Raw genomic sequence first — 14,825 nt, 5'->3', positions numbered from 1 at the left:
CTTTTTTCAGCGCATGCGCCAGAGCACTGGCGCAATGAACGCGGCCCAGCGCAGCAGGCGCCTCGGCCGGATCACCACCACGGCAGCCGCAGCGACGACGCCGGCGGCCACGGGGTGCGCCCGCGCGATGCGCAATGCAGCAGCGGCAGCGGACTCGTCGGGCGGAGGCGTTTGCTCTCCCTCGGCCGCGTCATGCGCGAACTGCGGCTCGCGTCCGCCCTGCAGTGTTGCGATGCGCTGGCGCTGGCGGTCCATGCGCGCCAGCAATTCCTCCCGCGTGGCGGGTCTCGGTGGACGGGGTTCGTCTTCGTGCTGGTCCGGGTCCTTGCCAAGGCCGAAGCGGTCCTGCACCCAGGCCCAGTCGCGCTCGAACTCGTGGCGCGCCGGCGCGAAGCCGTTGGACGCATTGCGCAGGGTCTGCAGCAGGCCAATGGCAGCCACCAGCCACAGCACGATCCACACGCCCGCCACCGACCAGGCGGCCGTGATGCGGTATGGCGTCTCCCAGAAATGAACCACCACCGCCACGGATACCAGCGCCACGGTGACAGTGGTCAGCCCCAGCACGGCCAGCCCGAAGACGAGCATCAGCTTCAGGCGCTGCTTCTCGTCCTCCCAGGCCATGCGCAGCAGTTGCACCCGGTCCTCGGCCGCCAGGGCGCCTTCGGCGGCGGCGATGCGCAGCCGACGAACGCGGGCGTCCAGGCCGAACAGGGACAGCAGCCTCATGGGCTACCTCCTGTCATGCCCGGGTGAACGATGCTGCGGTGCGAGTGCCGGTCAGCGGCGGCCAAGCAGCAGGCCCACCAGCACGCCGACGGCCAGTGCCGCACCGGCGATCTGCCATGGTTCGTCGTGAGCGTAGGCGTTGGCAGAGGTGGCTGCTTCGCGGGCCTTCTTGGCGGCGAGCTTGCTTTTCTCGGATGCGAGCTCGCGCGCAATGGCGAGCTTGGTGTCGATGCGCTGGCGCAGCGCCTTGATGTGGGGAACCGAATCCAGGTCCTTGCTCGCCAGCACGCCGCGCACGTCGCTCGCGATGTCTTCGGCTGCTGCTTCAAGATTTTGGGATGCACTCATTGGAATCTTTCCTCCGTGATGACACCGGCACCGCGCCGGCGGCTTCACGCCAGCAAATGGCGTACTGTCATGTTACAGGCACAAAAGCCCCTCATGCGCGACAGATGTGCGGACTTGTGCCCTTCATTCACTCACTCGGCCTCCCGTACCCGCCAGCAGGCGGGCGACGTGCGCCCCGATCGCCAGGCTGCTCGTGAGCCCCGGCGACTCGATGCCGAAGAGATTGACCAGCCCCTCCACACCGTGCGACGCCGGTCCGTCGATCACGAAGTCCGCGGCCGGCTCGCCGGGCCCCGAGATCTTGGGCCGCATGCCTGCGTAGCCTGGAATCAGCGCGCCGTCGGGCAACGCAGGCCAGTACTTGCGCACCTCGGCATAGAAGCCGTCGCCGCGCGCGGGGTCCACCACGAGGTCGTCGGCCGAGGAGACCCACTGCACGTCGGGGCCGAACTTGGCCTGGCCGCCAAGGTCGATCGTCAGGTGCACGCCCAGGCCGCCCGGCTCGGGAACCGGATAGACGAGCCGCCCGAAAGGCGCCCGCCCCGACAGGGTGAAGTAGTTGCCCTTGGCGAAATGCTCGCGTGGCACCGCCGTAGCCGGCAGCCCCTCGAATCGGCGGGCCAGCGCCGGAGCGCCCAGCCCGGCGGCATTGACCACCGTTCGGCAACGCAACGCCGTGCCGTCCTGCGCGATCAGCACGATGCCGTCGGCACCGCATTCGGCGCGCATGACAGGCGATTTCAGCGCGAGCATGCCGCCCGCGTTCTCCAGGTCGCCTAGCAGGCTCAGCATCAGCGCATGGCTGTCGACGATGCCGGTGCTCGGCGAATGCAGCGCCGCAACGCATTGCAGCTGCGGTTCCATGGCCTTGGCCTGCTGTTCGGTGAGCACCTCCAGGTCGGCGACACCGTTGGCCGCCGCCTTGCCCCGGATCGCATCGAGCTGCCCCGCTTGCTCGGGCGAAGTGGCAACGATCAGCTTGCCGCAGCGGCGATGCGGCACGCCACGCGCCTCGGCATAGGCGTAGAGCATCTGCTTGCCTTCGACGCAAAGCCGCGCCTTCAGTGAACCTTGCGGATAGTAGATACCCGCGTGAATCACCTCGCTGTTGCGCGAACTCGTACCGGTGCCGATGGCACCTTCGGATTCGAGCACCAGCACCTCCCGGCCCTCGAGCGCCAACGCGCGCGCCACGGCCAGGCCCACCACTCCACCGCCGATGACGGCGCAATCAATTTCATCCATCGTGCGAGCTTATCGCGGCCCGTACGACGGACGCGCGGACTCAATTCACTGAGGTGGGGGCTCTGGGTCCGTGGGTTCGTCAGGCGGCGTGCTCGGGCCTTGGTCGGGCTCTACGGGCAGGTCCGGCGTGACGGGGGTCGGAAGATCGGGATGAGTGGCCATGGTCTTGCTCCTTTCGCACCATTTCCAGGCCGGCGCCGTCAAATGCGCGCCAGCACGCGGCTGCACTTGCCGTCGGCGCCAACCGACAGTTCACTCGTCTTCCGCCAAATCGCGTTGCCACTGCGGCTTTGTCATCCGCGATCGACGTGCTTTACTTCGAACGCGTTGACGGAGCGGCAATGAGCGCCGCGTCATTCTGGAGGGAGAGAAATGTCCACCATCGACGGCAAGAGCTTATGGAAGTGAGACTCCGCGTTCTAGCGCTGGCGGTTGGCACAGCGCTCGTCGCTTCGTGCGCGACCCGCGACGCGGCATCGTTCACGAACGTCTATGTCGCCGAATTTCACACCGACGAGCCGGCCGCACCCTGCCGCACGTCCGATGTGCCGCAGAGCCACGGCAAGGCGCGTGAGTTCTTTTCTCGCGCGAAGGAAGTCGACTACAAGACCTTGCACGACGACTACGAATTGGCGCCCTGCTACGTCGAAGGCACGCTGAACCGGCAAGGCAGGTCGTGCGACTGGCAGATCCGTGCGGGCGCCACGGGGTCGGTGCAGTGCGGGGAGCAGAAGCTCTACTTCGCATGCGACAGCTGCGACGACCTGTTCGGCGCGAAGCAGTAAAAACAAACCGGACGCGCAAAACAAAAAAGCGACCTGGAAATCCAGGTCGCTTTTTGATGATGGTGGGCGGTGGAGGCTTCGAACCTCCGACCCCAGCAGTGTGAATGCTGTGCTCTACCCCTGAGCTAACCGCCCAAAGCAACGCGTTGTTTGCGTTGCTTTGAATTACGAATCGCGTTCAGCGAAGCCTCAGATTATGCCACAGCTTTTTCGTCGTTTTGACGAAACAGCGTGCGACCACCAGAAGATTTGTCGAGTTGGACCAACACGCCCTCGTGCGCTGTGAGCTCATGCTCCGCCGCCAGGATCACCGGCAACTCGAACTGGCTCAGGTCCATGGCCACGACCTTGGTGCCGACTTCGGGCTCGTTCGAGGCCACGTCGATGAGCAGCGCATCCTGTCCGCGCGTGAGGTTGATGTAGACGTCGGCCAGCAGCTGGGCGTCGAGCTTGGCTCCGTGGAAGGTGCGGTTCGAACGATCGACACCGAAGCGGTCGCACAGCGCATCCAGCGAATTGCGCTTGCCCGGGTACACCTGCTTGGCCATGGCCAGCGTGTCGGTCACTTCCGCAACGAAGGTGCGCAGCGGAGGGAACCCGGCGCGCTCGAACTCCTTGTTGAGGAAGCCGACGTCGAAGGCCGCGTTGTGAATGATCAGTTCGGCATCGCGCAGGTACTCGATGATGTCGTTGGCCAGCGTGGCGAACTTCGGCTTGTCGCGCAGGAAGTCGGTCGTCAGGCCGTGGACCTTCAACGCGTCTTCGTGGCTCTCTCGCTCCGGGTTGAAATAGATGTGCAGGTCGTTGCCGGTGAGCTTGCGGTTGAACAGCTCCACGCAGCCGAGCTCGATGATGCGGTCGCCGTTCTCTGCGGAGAGGCCGGTGGTTTCGGTATCGAGGACGATCAGTCGCGACATCAGTGGTTTTCCTTGGCGTGGTTGATCGAGTACTTCGGAATCTCGATGGTCACATTCTCCTGCGCCAGGATCGATTGGCAACTCAGCCGCGATTGCGGCTCCAGGCCCCAGGCGCGGTCGAGCAGGTCTTCCTCGCCTTCTTCTGCCTCGTTGAGCGAGTTGAAGCCCTCGCGCACGATCACGTGGCAGGTGGTGCAGGCGCAGCTCATCTCGCAGGCGTGCTCGATGTTGATGTTGTTGTCGAGCAGCGCTTCGCAGATCGAGGTGCCGGCGGGCGCGGTGATTTCGGCGCCTTGCGGGCAGTACTCGGGATGCGGATAGATCTTGATCGTGGGCATGTTGTTGTTCTAGAGAGATTCGACCTTGCGGCCGGCAAGTGCGCGCGCAATGCCCGCGTTCATGCGCTGTGCAGCAAAGGCCTCGGTGTCGTCGGCCAGTTTCTTGGTTGCGGCCTCGATGGCGGCGGCATCGTTGCTGCTCTTGACTGCTTCGCGCAGTTGCACCATCGACGCATCGATGACTGCGCGCTCCTCGTCGTTCAGCAGGTCGCCGTCGGCATCGAGCGCGCTCTGCGTGGCGAGCAGCATGCGGTCGGCATCGACGCGTGCCTCGACCAGCGCGCGGGCCTGCATGTCCTGTTGTGCGGTGGAGAAGCTCTCCTGCAGCATCGTCGCAATTTGATCGTCCGACAGGCCGTAAGACGGCTTGACCGCCACGCTGGCCTCGACTCCACTGCCCTGCTCCTTTGCGCTCACGCTCAGCAGGCCGTCCGCATCGACGGTGAAGGTCACGCGGATGCGCGCGGCGCCAGCGGCCATCGGTGGAATGCCGCGCAGCGTGAAGCGCGCGAGGCTGCGGCAGTCGGAGACGAGGTCACGCTCGCCCTGCACCACGTGCAGCGCCAGCGCGGTCTGGCCGTCCTGGTAGGTCGTGAAGTCCTGCGCCATCGCGGTGGGGATGGTCTGGTTGCGCGGCACGATGCGCTCGACCAGGCCACCCATGGTCTCGATACCGAGCGACAGCGGGATCACGTCGAGCAGCAGCAATTCGCCCGCGCCGTTGTTGCCCGCCAGTTGATTCGCCTGGATGGCGGCACCAAGCGCCACGACTTCATCCGGATTCAGGTTGACCAGCGGGTCGCGGCCAAAGAAATCGGCGACGGCGCGGCGGACCTGCGGCATGCGGGTCGAGCCGCCGACGAGCACGATGCCCTGCAGCTCTTCAGGCTTGAGCTTCGCGTCGCGCAAAGCCTTGCGGACGGCCGCGATGGTGCGGTCGGTGAGTGACTGCGTGGCGGCGTAGAACTGCTCGCGGGCCAGATCGAACGAGATGGTCTTGCCTGCGACATCGGCTTTGAACGTGGTCGACGCCGAATCGGTCAGCGCCTCTTTCGCCGCCCGCGCGGCCACGAGCAACGCGGCCTTGTCAGCGTCGCTGCCGGCTTGCAGGCCGGTCTGCGCGAGCACGAAATCGGCGAGCGCGTGGTCGTAGTCGTCGCCGCCAAGGGCCGAGTCGCCACCCGTGGCAATCACTTCGAACACGCCCTGCGTGAGCCGCAGGATCGAGATGTCGAAGGTGCCGCCACCCAGGTCGTAGACCGCGTAGACGCCTTCGCTCGCGTTATCGAGGCCGTAGGCGATGGCCGCGGCCGTGGGCTCGCTGATCAGGCGCAGCACGTTCAGGCCGGCGAGTTGCGCGGCATCCTTGGTCGCCTGGCGCTGGCCTTCGTCGAAGTACGCGGGCACGGTGATGACGGCGCCGTAGAGTTCGTCGTCGTCGAAGGTGTCCTGGGCACGGTATCGCAGCGTGGCCAGGATCTCGGCACTGATCTCGACCGGCGACTTCTCGCCCGCCAGGGTCTGCACCTTCACCATGCCGCCGTCGCTGCTGCCGATGCGGTACGACATCGCATCGCGGTTCGCGATGTCGGCCAGGCCGCGGCCCATGAGCCGCTTCACGGAAGTGATGGTGTTGGCGGGGTCCTGCGCACGCGCGGCCACGGCATCGAAGCCGATCTGGCGGCGGTCGCCCTCGAGGTAGCGCACGGCCGAAGGCAGCAGCACGCGTCCCTGGTCGTCGGGCAGGCACTCGGCCACGCCGTTGCGCACCGAGGCCACCAGCGAATGCGTGGTGCCCAGGTCGATGCCCACGGCAATGCGGCGCTGATGCGGATCGGGCGCCTGGCCGGGTTCGGAAATCTGAAGAAGAGCCATCAGGCCTCCCGCCGGGCCGCCCCAAGGGAGGCCTGCGCCCCCATGGGAGGCAGCGAATACACGAAGTGATGAGCGTGGGGGTTCATATCTTCTATTGTCCCAACTGATCGAATTTGGCTTCGACGTCCTGTCCGAAGCGCTCAATGAACATGAGGGCTCTCACCTGCTGCGCGGCGGCGGGGTAGTCGCCTTTCTCGTCGATCAGCCAGTCGAGCGACGACAGCGCGCGCGCGCGGCCGGCCTCGACCTCCGCCTGGAGCTTCTCGAGGGAAGCGATGCTTTCGACGTCGTCGAGCGCTTCGCGCCACTCCATCTGCTGCATGAGGAACTCGGGCGGCATCGCCGTGTTGTTCTCCGCATTCAGCGGCGCGCCGTGCATCTCGCAGATGTAGCTGGCGCGGCGGATCGGGTCCTTCAGGCGCTGGTAGGCCTCGTTGATGCGCACCGACCACTGCATGGCCACGCGCTGCGCCGCAGCGCCCTGTGCGGCAAAGCGGTCCGGGTGGGCCTCGCGCTGAAGCTCTTTCCAGCGCGCGTCGAGCACGGCGCGGTCCTGCGCAAAAGTCGCCGGGACGGCGAACAGTTGAAAGTCGGTGTCGTTCAGGTTCATGGCAAGAAAAAACCGCCAGCACATGACATGGTGGCGGCTGTAGTCGCAGTCAGCGACGGCGCATCAGATGCGAAAACTTTCCCCACAACCGCAGCGGTCGCGTTCGTTGGGGTTGATGAACTTGAAGCCCTCGTTCAGGCCTTCGCGCACGAAGTCGAGTTGCGTGCCGTCGATGTAGGCCAGGCTCTTCGGGTCGACCAGCACCTTCACGCCGTGGTCTTCGAACACCACGTCTTCAGGCGCCAGTTCGTCGACGTACTCGAGCTTGTAGGCCAGGCCGGAACAACCCGTGGTCTTCACGCCCAGCCGCACGCCCACGCCCTTGCCTCGTTTGCCGAGGTAACGGGTGACGTGTCGCGCAGCGGCTTCGGTCAGCGTGACGGCCATGTCAGTGGACAGCTTCGGCAGCAGCGGATTCGGTCTTGACGCCGTGCTTGGCCTTGTAGTCGCTCACGGCGGCCTTGATCGCGTCTTCGGCCAGGATGGAGCAGTGGATCTTCACGGGCGGCAGGGCCAGTTCTTCCGCGATCTGCGCGTTCTTGAGCGCAGCCGCTTCGTCGAGCGTCTTGCCCTTGACCCATTCGGTCACGAGCGACGACGAGGCGATGGCCGAGCCGCAGCCGTAGGTCTTGAAGCGTGCGTCTTCGATCACGCCGGTTTCCGGGTTGACCTTGATCTGCAGCTTCATCACGTCGCCGCAGGCAGGTGCGCCGACCATGCCGGTGCCTACCGAGTCGTCGCCCTTTTCGAAGGAGCCGACGTTGCGGGGATTTTCGTAGTGGTCGATGACCTTCGAAGAATATGCCATGGTGTACCTCTCAAACTTTGTTCAATCGTGGAGCCTGGTGCGGGCCTGCGTCAGTGGGCCGACCACTGGATCGTGCTGATGTCGACGCCGTCCTGGAACATCTCCCACAGGGGGCTCAGCTCGCGCAGCTTGGCAACGTTGTGCTTGATGGTCGAAATGGCGTAGTCGATTTCTTCTTCGGTCGTGAAACGGCCGATGGTCATGCGAAGGCTGCTGTGCGCCAGTTCGTCGCTGCGGCCAAGGGCGCGCAGCACGTAGCTGGGCTCGAGGCTGGCCGAGGTGCAGGCCGAACCCGACGATACCGCCAGGCCCTTGATGCCCATGATCAGCGACTCGCCTTCGACGTAGTTGAAGCTCATGTTCAGGTTGTGCGGCACGCGGTGCTCGAGGTCGCCGTTGATGAACACCTGCTCCACGTCTTTCAAACCGTCGAGCAGACGCTTCTGCAGGCGGCGCGCGTGTTCGATGTCCTTGTGCATCTCGAGCTTGGCGATGCGGTAGGCCTCGCCCATGCCGACGATCTGGTGCGTGGGCAGCGTGCCCGAACGCATGCCGCGCTCATGGCCACCACCGTGCATCTGCGCTTCGAGGCGGATGCGCGGCTTGCGGCGCACGTACAGCGCGCCGATGCCCTTGGGGCCGTAAGTCTTGTGCGAAGCCAGGCTCATCAGGTCGATGGGCAGCTTCGTGATGTCGATGTCGATCTTGCCGGTGGCCTGGGCCGAGTCGACGTGGAAGATCACGCCCTTTTCGCGGCAGGCATTACCCAGCGCGACCACGTCCTGGATCACGCCGATTTCGTTGTTCACGAAGAGCACGCTGGCCAGGATGGTGTCGGGGCGAATGGCGGCCTTGAACTTATCAAGGTCGACGAGACCGTTTTCCTCGACGTCGAGGTAGGTCACCTCGAAGCCCTGGCGTTCCAGCTCGCGCATGGTGTCCAGCACGGCCTTGTGCTCGGTCTTCAGCGTGATCAGGTGCTTGCCCTTGCCCTTGTAGAACTGGGCCGCGCCCTTGAGGGCAAGATTGATCGATTCGGTAGCGCCCGACGTCCAGACGATTTCGCGCGGATCGGCATTGATCAGTTCGGCCACCTGTCCGCGCGCCTTCTCGACCGCCTCTTCAGCCTCCCAGCCCCAGGCGTGGCTGCGCGATGCCGGGTTGCCGAAGTGCTCGCGCAACCAGGGGATCATGGCGTCGACCACACGCGGGTCGACCGGCGTGGTGGCGCCGTAATCGAGATAGATCGGGAAATGAGGAGTTACGTCCATGGCTGGCTCGTGCTGGCGTGGGGGTTGTTTTTAGATCTGGGCTGCTGCTCGTGCCGGCGCCCGAAGGCGCCGCCGGAAATCAGAAGTCTCGAAAGAGGTCTCAGGACTTCGCGAAGGCGTTGCCGAGGGCGAACACCGAGTTCGGCGCATTCACGCGAATCGGCTTGACCACTGGCTGGGCCGAGATCGCGCGCTTGACGACCGGCTTGTTCTCGATCTGCACGCCCTTGGCGATCTGGTCGTCGACCAGCTTCTGCAGGGTGACGGAGTCGAGAAACTCGACCATGCGCTGGTTGAGCGAGGCCCAGAGCTCGTGCGTCATGCAGCGGCCGGCTTCGCCCAGGCAGTTTTCCTTGCCGCCGCACTGAGTGGCGTCGATGGGTTCATCGACGGAAACAATGATGTCGGCCACGGTGATGTCCGCAGCCTTGCGGCCGAGGCTGTAGCCGCCGCCGGGGCCGCGGGTCGACTCGACCAGTTCGTGACGGCGCAGCTTGCCGAACAGCTGTTCGAGGTAGGACAGCGAAATCTGTTGCCGTTGGCTGATTGCAGCCAGCGTGACCGGACCGGTGTTCTGACGCAACGCCAGATCGATCATTGCCGTGACCGCAAAACGGCCTTTGGTAGTGAGACGCATCGCAAGCTCCTTCAAGTGCTTACCGTTGAAATGACACCGTGGCCCTGGGCCGCAGTGACCTCGTCTCCGCCCTGCCCGACCCCTGACGCTGGTGAACCAGCCGGTAGGAGTCGGTCCTTCATCGCGAAGTTCTTTTTCTTGTTGTTGAGTATTTCGCTCAAGTATAACAGAAGCCCCCGGACTCTGCTCGGGTAAACCCCAGCGCCGCCCGCTTGAAGAACGCGAACGTTTGAACTACCGCGGCTAGAGCGCGATGTTGTCCCCGCCGGCAGCCCCGAAAGCCTGCTCCCGCAGCAGCGCCAGCTGGTCCCGCACGCGGGCGGCCTTCTCGAATTCGAGGTTCCGGGCGTGCTCCAGCATCTGCTTCTCGAGGCGCTTGATTTCCCTGGCGATGTCCTTTTCGCTCATGTCCTCGACCTTGGCGCGTTCCAGGTCGAGCTTGGCCATTTCCTTGCCCGTTTTCTCGCTGTAGACCCCGTCGATCAGGTCGCGCACCTGCTTGACGATGCTGCGCGGCGTGATGCCGTTCGCCTCGTTGTGCGCTATCTGCCGGGCCCGGCGGCGCTCGGTCTCGTCGATGGCCTTCCGCATCGAGTCGGTCATCCGGTCGGCGTAAAGAATGGCCTTGCCGTTCAGGTTGCGCGCCGCCCGGCCGATGGTCTGGATAAGCGAACGCTCGGCGCGCAGGAAGCCTTCCTTGTCGGCATCGAGGATCGCCACCAGCGACACCTCCGGAATATCCAGTCCCTCGCGCAGCAGGTTGATGCCCACCAGCACATCGAAGGTGCCCAGGCGCAGGTCGCGCAATATCTCCACCCGCTCCACCGTATCTACGTCGCTGTGCAGATAGCGCACCTTCACCCCGTTGTCGCCCAGGTAGTCGGTCAGCTGCTCGGCCATGCGCTTGGTCAGGGTGGTGATCAGCACGCGTTCGTTCTTGTCCACGCGCACGCGGATCTCGCCCAGCACGTCGTCCACCTGGTGGGTGGCGGGCCGCACCTCGACCTCGGGGTCGATCAGGCCGGTCGGCCGCACCAGCTGTTCGACCACATTGCCGGCGTGGTCCTTCTCGTACTGCGCCGGCGTGGCGGAAACGAAGATGCACTGGCGCATGCGCGTCTCGAACTCCTCGAGCTTGAGCGGCCGGTTGTCCAGCGCGCTCGGCAGGCGAAAGCCGTACTCGACCAGCGTGGTCTTGCGCGCCCGGTCGCCGTTGTACATGCCGCCGAGCTGGCCGATCATCTGGTGGCTCTCGTCGAGGAACATCAGCGCGTCCTTCGGCAGGTAGTCGGTCAGCGTAGCCGGCGGGTCGCCGGGCGCGGCGCCCGACAGGTGGCGCGTGTAGTTCTCGATGCCCTTGCAGTGGCCGATTTCAGCCAGCATCTCGAGGTCGAAGCGGGTGCGCTGCTCCAGCCGCTGCGCCTCGACCAGCTTGCCCGCGCCCACCAGTTCCTTGAGCCGCTCGCTCAGTTCGATCTTGATGGTCTCGACCGCCGCCATGACCTTGTCTCGCGGCGTCACGTAATGGCTGGACGGGTACACCGTGAAGCGCGGCACCTTCTGCCGGACGCGCCCGGTCAGCGGATCGAACAGTTGCAGCGACTCGATTTCGTCGTCGAACAGCTCGAAACGGATCGCCAGCTCGCTGTGCTCCGCCGGGAACACGTCGATGGTGTCGCCCCGCACGCGGAAGGTGCCGCGCGCGAAGTCCTGCTCGTTGCGCAGATACTGCATGCGGATCAGCCGCGAAATCAGGTCGCGCTGCCCGACCTTGTCGCCGACGCGGGCAATCAGCCGCATCTCCATGTAGTCCTCGGGCGTGCCAATGCCGTAGATGGCGCTCACCGTGGCCACGATGACCGTGTCGCGCCGCTCCAGCACGCTCTTGGTGGCCGACAGCCGCATCTGCTCGATGTGCTCGTTGATCGAGGAGTCCTTCTCGATGAACAGGTCGCGCTGCGGCACATACGCTTCGGGCTGGTAGTAGTCGTAGTAGCTCACGAAGTACTCGACGGCGTTCTTCGGAAAGAACTCGCGGAACTCGCTGTAGAGCTGCGCCGCCAGCGTCTTGTTGGGCGCGAACACGATGGCCGGGCGGCCCAGCCGCGCGATCACGTTGGCCATGGTGAAGGTCTTGCCCGAGCCGGTCACGCCCAGCAGGGTCTGGAACACTTCGCCGTCGATCACGCCCTCGACCAGCCCTTCGATGGCCTTCGGCTGGTCGCCCGCGGGCGGATAGGGCTGGAAAAGCTCGAACGGGGAGTCCGGGTACCTGATGAATTCACCCTGTTTCGCGGGCCCGATCGGGTCCACTTTCTTCAGGTCTGCTATGGCTTCGTTGTTGTCTGGCATGGCTGTTCCCGACAGGTGGCGCTCGCGCCGGTAAAATTCAAGGCAACCGGAAAGCATAAAGCCTAGTCCGGTTGCAGCGAAGCTTTCATCCCAAAGGACCTTTCCATGTCTATGTTCACCGCGGTCGAAATGGCACCGCGCGACCCGATCCTCGGCCTCAACGAGCAATTTGCAGCCGACACCAACCCCAACAAGGTCAACCTCGGCGTCGGCGTCTATTACGACGACAACGGCAAGCTGCCCCTGCTCCAGTGCGTGCAGGCCGCAGAACAGAACATGATGAAAGCGCCCACCGCGCGCGGCTACCTGCCCATCGACGGCATCGTGGCGTACGACAACGCCGTCAAGGCGCTGGTCTTCGGCGCCGACAGCGAACCCGTCACCTCGGGCCGCGTGGCCACCATCCAGGCCATCGGCGGCACCGGCGGCCTGAAGGTCGGCGCCGACTTCCTCAAGAAGCTCAGCCCCTCCGCCAAGGTCCTGATCAGCGACCCGAGCTGGGAAAACCACCGCGCGCTGTTCACCAACGCCGGCTTCGAAGTCGAAAGCTACCCCTACTACGATGCGGCCAAGCGCGGCGTCAACTTCGAAGGCATGCTGGCCGCCCTGAACGCGGCACCGGCCGGCACCATCGTCGTGCTGCACGCCTGCTGCCACAACCCCACCGGCTACGACATCACCGCCGCCCAGTGGGACCAGGTCGTCGCCGCGGTCAAGGCCAAGGGCCTGGTGCCCTTCCTCGACATGGCCTACCAGGGCTTCGGCTACGGCCTGAAGGAAGACGGCGCCGCCGTCGCCAAGTTCGTCGAAGCCGGCCTGACCTTCTTCGTCTCGACCTCTTTCTCCAAGAGCTTCAGCCTGTACGGCGAGCGCGTCGGCGCACTGTCGGTGCTGTGCGAAAACAAGGAAGAGGCCGGCCGCGTGCTGTCGCAGCTCAAGATCGCCATCCGCACCAACTACAGCAACCCGCCCACGCACGGCGGCGCCGTGGTGGCCGCGGTTCTCGGCAACCCCGAACTGCGCGCCCTCTGGGAAAAGGAACTGGGCGAAATGCGCGTGCGCATCAAGGCCATGCGCCAGAAGCTGTTCGACGGCCTCAAGGCCGCCGGCGTGAAGGAAGACATGAGCTTCATCACCACGCAGATCGGCATGTTCAGCTACTCGGGCCTGACCAAGGACCAGATGGTGCGCCTGCGCAATGAATTCGGCGTGTACGGCACCGACACCGGCCGCATGTGCGTGGCCGCGCTCAACAGCAAGAACATCGACTACGTCTGCGCGTCGATCGCCAAAGTCATCTAGGTGACAGCGAAGTGTGAGGGAATGCGTCCCAGCGACGATTCCTTCACGCTTCCAGGCCAAAGGACCCTCGCTGCGGGGTCGGTGTAGGGGTTAGGCCCCCTGTACCGCAGCGAATGCGCTGATATATTGCACCGCAACATTCCACTCCAAGATCAGCGATGCTCTATCAACTCTACGAAGCCCAGCGTTCCTTGATGGAGCCTTTCTCGGACTTCGCCCAGGCAGCCTCCAAGCTCTACGGCCAGGGCGCCGTGTGGGGCCAATTGCCCATGGCCCAGCGCATGGCCGCGGGCTACGACCTGCTCTACCGCCTGGGCAAGGACTACGAGAAGCCCGAGTTCAACATCAAGTCGGTGAAGGTCGACGGCGCGGACGTCGTCATCCAGGAAGCCATTGCGCTCGACAAGCCCTTCTGCGAACTGCGCCGCTTCAAGCGCTTCACCGACGAGCCGCACATCCTCAAGACGCTCAAGAGCCAGCCCGTGGTGCTGGTCGTCGCGCCCCTGTCGGGCCACTATGCGACCCTGCTGCGCGACACAGTGCGCACCATGCTGCAGGACCACAAGGTCTACATCACCGACTGGAAGAATGCGCGCCTCGTGCCGCTGTCGGAAGGCGAGTTCCACCTCGACGACTACATCAACTACGTGCAGGAGTTCATCCGCCTGCTGCAGGCCGAGTACGGCAACTGCCACGTGGTGAGCGTGTGCCAGCCCACTGTGCCCGTGCTCGCGGCCGTGTCGCTCATGGCCAGCCGCGGCGAGGCGCTGCCGCTCACCATGACGATGATGGGTGGCCCCATCGACGCGCGCAAGTCGCCCACCGCGGTCAACAACCTCGCGATGAACAAGAGCTTCGAGTGGTTCGAGAACAACGTGATCTACCGCGTGCCGCAGGGCTTCCCCGGTGAAGGCCGCCGCGTGTACCCCGGCTTCCTGCAGCACACCGGCTTCGTGGCCATGAACCCCGACCGCCACGCGAGCAGCCACTACGACTACTTCAAGGACCTCATCAAGGGCGACGACGCCAGCGCCGAGGCCCACCGCAAGTTCTACGACGAGTACAACGCCGTGCTCGACATGGACGCCGATTACTACCTCGAGACCATCCGCACCGTGTTCCAGGAATTCGACCTGGTCAACGGCACCTGGGACGTCAAGGCTCCCGACGGCAAGGTGGAGCGCGTGCGTCCGCAGGACATCCATGGCACCGCCCTGCTCACCGTCGAAGGCGAGCTCGACGACATCTCCGGCTCTGGCCAGACCGAAGCCGCGCACAGCCTGTGCACCGGCATCGACGACGCGAAGCGCGAACACTACGAAGTCAAGGGTGCCGGCCACTACGGCATCTTCAGCGGCCGCCGCTGGCGCGAGCTGGTCTACCCGAAGATGCAGAAATTCATCGAGGCCAACGACCAGCCGCAACGCCGCGCGAGCGCCCGCGACGCGCTGGCCGCCGAAGACACCGTGAAGCCGGTGCGCAAAAGCCCGGCTCCCGTAGCTGTCGCGGCCAAGAAGGCCCCGGCGAAAACGGCCACGGCCGTCGCCGTGAAGAAGACCACGCCGCGCAAGAAGCCCGGCACCGGCGCCGCGCGCTGAAGCGCGCGCC

The 14,825-nt window shown here is 64.9% G+C and carries 15 protein-coding genes and 1 tRNA gene; 3 read left to right on the top strand and 13 right to left on the bottom strand.

The features are described 5' to 3' along the window. Positions 1-6 precede the first annotated feature (6 nt). From ACWV14_RS14240 to ACWV14_RS14230, 3 genes are all read right to left on the bottom strand, one after another. Complete coding sequence (locus ACWV14_RS14240; RefSeq protein ID WP_454909195.1) at positions 7-729, bottom strand: phage holin family protein; 723 nt, start codon at positions 727-729, stop codon at positions 7-9. Between the two features lie 51 nt (positions 730-780). Beyond that, positions 781-1,077: a glycine zipper domain-containing protein gene (locus ACWV14_RS14235; RefSeq protein WP_081268986.1), complete on the bottom strand. Its 297-nt coding sequence runs from the start codon at positions 1,075-1,077 to the stop codon at positions 781-783. A 123-nt stretch (positions 1,078-1,200) separates the two neighbouring features. Beyond that, the gene (locus ACWV14_RS14230; RefSeq protein ID WP_454909194.1) at positions 1,201-2,322 is read right to left on the bottom strand and encodes an NAD(P)/FAD-dependent oxidoreductase; all 1,122 of its coding nucleotides are present in this window, start codon (positions 2,320-2,322) and stop codon (positions 1,201-1,203) included. A gap of 398 nt (positions 2,323-2,720) precedes the next feature. Here ACWV14_RS14230 and ACWV14_RS14225 point away from each other — a divergent pair, with 398 nt between their 5' ends. Then, positions 2,721-3,107 (top strand): hypothetical protein, encoded by a 387-nt coding sequence (locus ACWV14_RS14225; RefSeq protein WP_454909193.1) that lies wholly within the window; start codon positions 2,721-2,723, stop codon positions 3,105-3,107. Between the two features lie 60 nt (positions 3,108-3,167). On the opposite strand, the gene ACWV14_RS14220 is transcribed toward ACWV14_RS14225, so the two are convergent. The 10 genes from ACWV14_RS14220 to uvrB form a co-directional block, all read right to left on the bottom strand. Continuing rightward, positions 3,168-3,242 (bottom strand) — tRNA-Val (locus ACWV14_RS14220). A gap of 59 nt (positions 3,243-3,301) precedes the next feature. Beyond that, positions 3,302-4,024 (bottom strand): DNA polymerase III subunit epsilon, encoded by a 723-nt coding sequence (gene dnaQ, locus ACWV14_RS14215; RefSeq protein ID WP_454909192.1) that lies wholly within the window; start codon positions 4,022-4,024, stop codon positions 3,302-3,304. Then, positions 4,024-4,362 carry an ISC system 2Fe-2S type ferredoxin gene (gene fdx, locus ACWV14_RS14210; RefSeq protein WP_093176617.1) on the bottom strand — a complete coding sequence of 113 codons (339 nt, stop codon included), beginning with the start codon at positions 4,360-4,362 and terminating at the stop codon, positions 4,024-4,026. Before fdx ends, dnaQ begins: the two co-directional genes overlap by 1 nt. A 9-nt stretch (positions 4,363-4,371) precedes the next feature. Next, a complete protein-coding gene (gene hscA / locus ACWV14_RS14205) occupies positions 4,372-6,237 on the bottom strand; it encodes a Fe-S protein assembly chaperone HscA (protein WP_454909191.1) in 1,866 nt (621 codons plus the stop codon). Between the two features lie 91 nt (positions 6,238-6,328). Then, positions 6,329-6,847 (bottom strand): Fe-S protein assembly co-chaperone HscB, encoded by a 519-nt coding sequence (hscB, locus tag ACWV14_RS14200; RefSeq protein WP_422086252.1) that lies wholly within the window; start codon positions 6,845-6,847, stop codon positions 6,329-6,331. Between the two features lie 63 nt (positions 6,848-6,910). Continuing rightward, entirely contained in the window at positions 6,911-7,234 is a 324-nt protein-coding gene (gene iscA, locus ACWV14_RS14195; protein WP_081268993.1) for an iron-sulfur cluster assembly protein IscA, read from the bottom strand. Between the two features lies 1 nt (position 7,235). Next, the gene (iscU, locus tag ACWV14_RS14190; protein WP_081268994.1) at positions 7,236-7,655 is read right to left on the bottom strand and encodes a Fe-S cluster assembly scaffold IscU; all 420 of its coding nucleotides are present in this window, start codon (positions 7,653-7,655) and stop codon (positions 7,236-7,238) included. A gap of 50 nt (positions 7,656-7,705) precedes the next feature. Beyond that, entirely contained in the window at positions 7,706-8,926 is a 1,221-nt protein-coding gene (locus tag ACWV14_RS14185) for an IscS subfamily cysteine desulfurase (RefSeq protein ID WP_422086251.1), read from the bottom strand. A gap of 100 nt (positions 8,927-9,026) precedes the next feature. Further along, entirely contained in the window at positions 9,027-9,563 is a 537-nt protein-coding gene (gene iscR / locus ACWV14_RS14180; RefSeq protein WP_007828186.1) for a Fe-S cluster assembly transcriptional regulator IscR, read from the bottom strand. Positions 9,564-9,806: 243 nt separating this feature from the next. Further along, complete coding sequence (gene uvrB, locus ACWV14_RS14175; protein ID WP_422086250.1) at positions 9,807-11,915, bottom strand: excinuclease ABC subunit UvrB; 2,109 nt, start codon at positions 11,913-11,915, stop codon at positions 9,807-9,809. Between the two features lie 105 nt (positions 11,916-12,020). Here uvrB and ACWV14_RS14170 point away from each other — a divergent pair, with 105 nt between their 5' ends. Continuing rightward, the gene (locus ACWV14_RS14170; RefSeq protein ID WP_454909190.1) at positions 12,021-13,217 is read left to right on the top strand and encodes an amino acid aminotransferase; all 1,197 of its coding nucleotides are present in this window, start codon (positions 12,021-12,023) and stop codon (positions 13,215-13,217) included. 158 nt (positions 13,218-13,375) lie between these two features. After that, complete coding sequence (locus tag ACWV14_RS14165; protein ID WP_454909189.1) at positions 13,376-14,815, top strand: polyhydroxyalkanoate depolymerase; 1,440 nt, start codon at positions 13,376-13,378, stop codon at positions 14,813-14,815. Positions 14,816-14,825 lie beyond the last annotated feature (10 nt).

It is taken from the genome of Variovorax durovernensis, assembly GCF_977011995.1.
This window is presented reverse-complemented; position numbering and strand designations above follow the sequence as displayed.

Coding starts and splice junctions, on each gene's coding strand:
- ACWV14_RS14240 (WP_454909195.1), bottom strand. CDS start 729: ATGAGGCTGCTGTCCCTGTTCGGCCTGGACGCCCGCGTTCGTCGGCTG.
- ACWV14_RS14235 (WP_081268986.1), bottom strand. CDS start 1,077: ATGAGTGCATCCCAAAATCTTGAAGCAGCAGCCGAAGACATCGCGAGC.
- ACWV14_RS14230 (WP_454909194.1), bottom strand. CDS start 2,322: ATGGATGAAATTGATTGCGCCGTCATCGGCGGTGGAGTGGTGGGCCTG.
- ACWV14_RS14225 (WP_454909193.1), top strand. CDS start 2,721: ATGGAAGTGAGACTCCGCGTTCTAGCGCTGGCGGTTGGCACAGCGCTC.
- dnaQ (WP_454909192.1), bottom strand. CDS start 4,024: ATGTCGCGACTGATCGTCCTCGATACCGAAACCACCGGCCTCTCCGCA.
- fdx (WP_093176617.1), bottom strand. CDS start 4,362: ATGCCCACGATCAAGATCTATCCGCATCCCGAGTACTGCCCGCAAGGC.
- hscA (WP_454909191.1), bottom strand. CDS start 6,237: ATGGCTCTTCTTCAGATTTCCGAACCCGGCCAGGCGCCCGATCCGCAT.
- hscB (WP_422086252.1), bottom strand. CDS start 6,847: ATGAACCTGAACGACACCGACTTTCAACTGTTCGCCGTCCCGGCGACT.
- iscA (WP_081268993.1), bottom strand. CDS start 7,234: ATGGCCGTCACGCTGACCGAAGCCGCTGCGCGACACGTCACCCGTTAC.
- iscU (WP_081268994.1), bottom strand. CDS start 7,655: ATGGCATATTCTTCGAAGGTCATCGACCACTACGAAAATCCCCGCAAC.
- ACWV14_RS14185 (WP_422086251.1), bottom strand. CDS start 8,926: ATGGACGTAACTCCTCATTTCCCGATCTATCTCGATTACGGCGCCACC.
- iscR (WP_007828186.1), bottom strand. CDS start 9,563: ATGCGTCTCACTACCAAAGGCCGTTTTGCGGTCACGGCAATGATCGAT.
- uvrB (WP_422086250.1), bottom strand. CDS start 11,915: ATGCCAGACAACAACGAAGCCATAGCAGACCTGAAGAAAGTGGACCCG.
- ACWV14_RS14170 (WP_454909190.1), top strand. CDS start 12,021: ATGTCTATGTTCACCGCGGTCGAAATGGCACCGCGCGACCCGATCCTC.
- ACWV14_RS14165 (WP_454909189.1), top strand. CDS start 13,376: ATGCTCTATCAACTCTACGAAGCCCAGCGTTCCTTGATGGAGCCTTTC.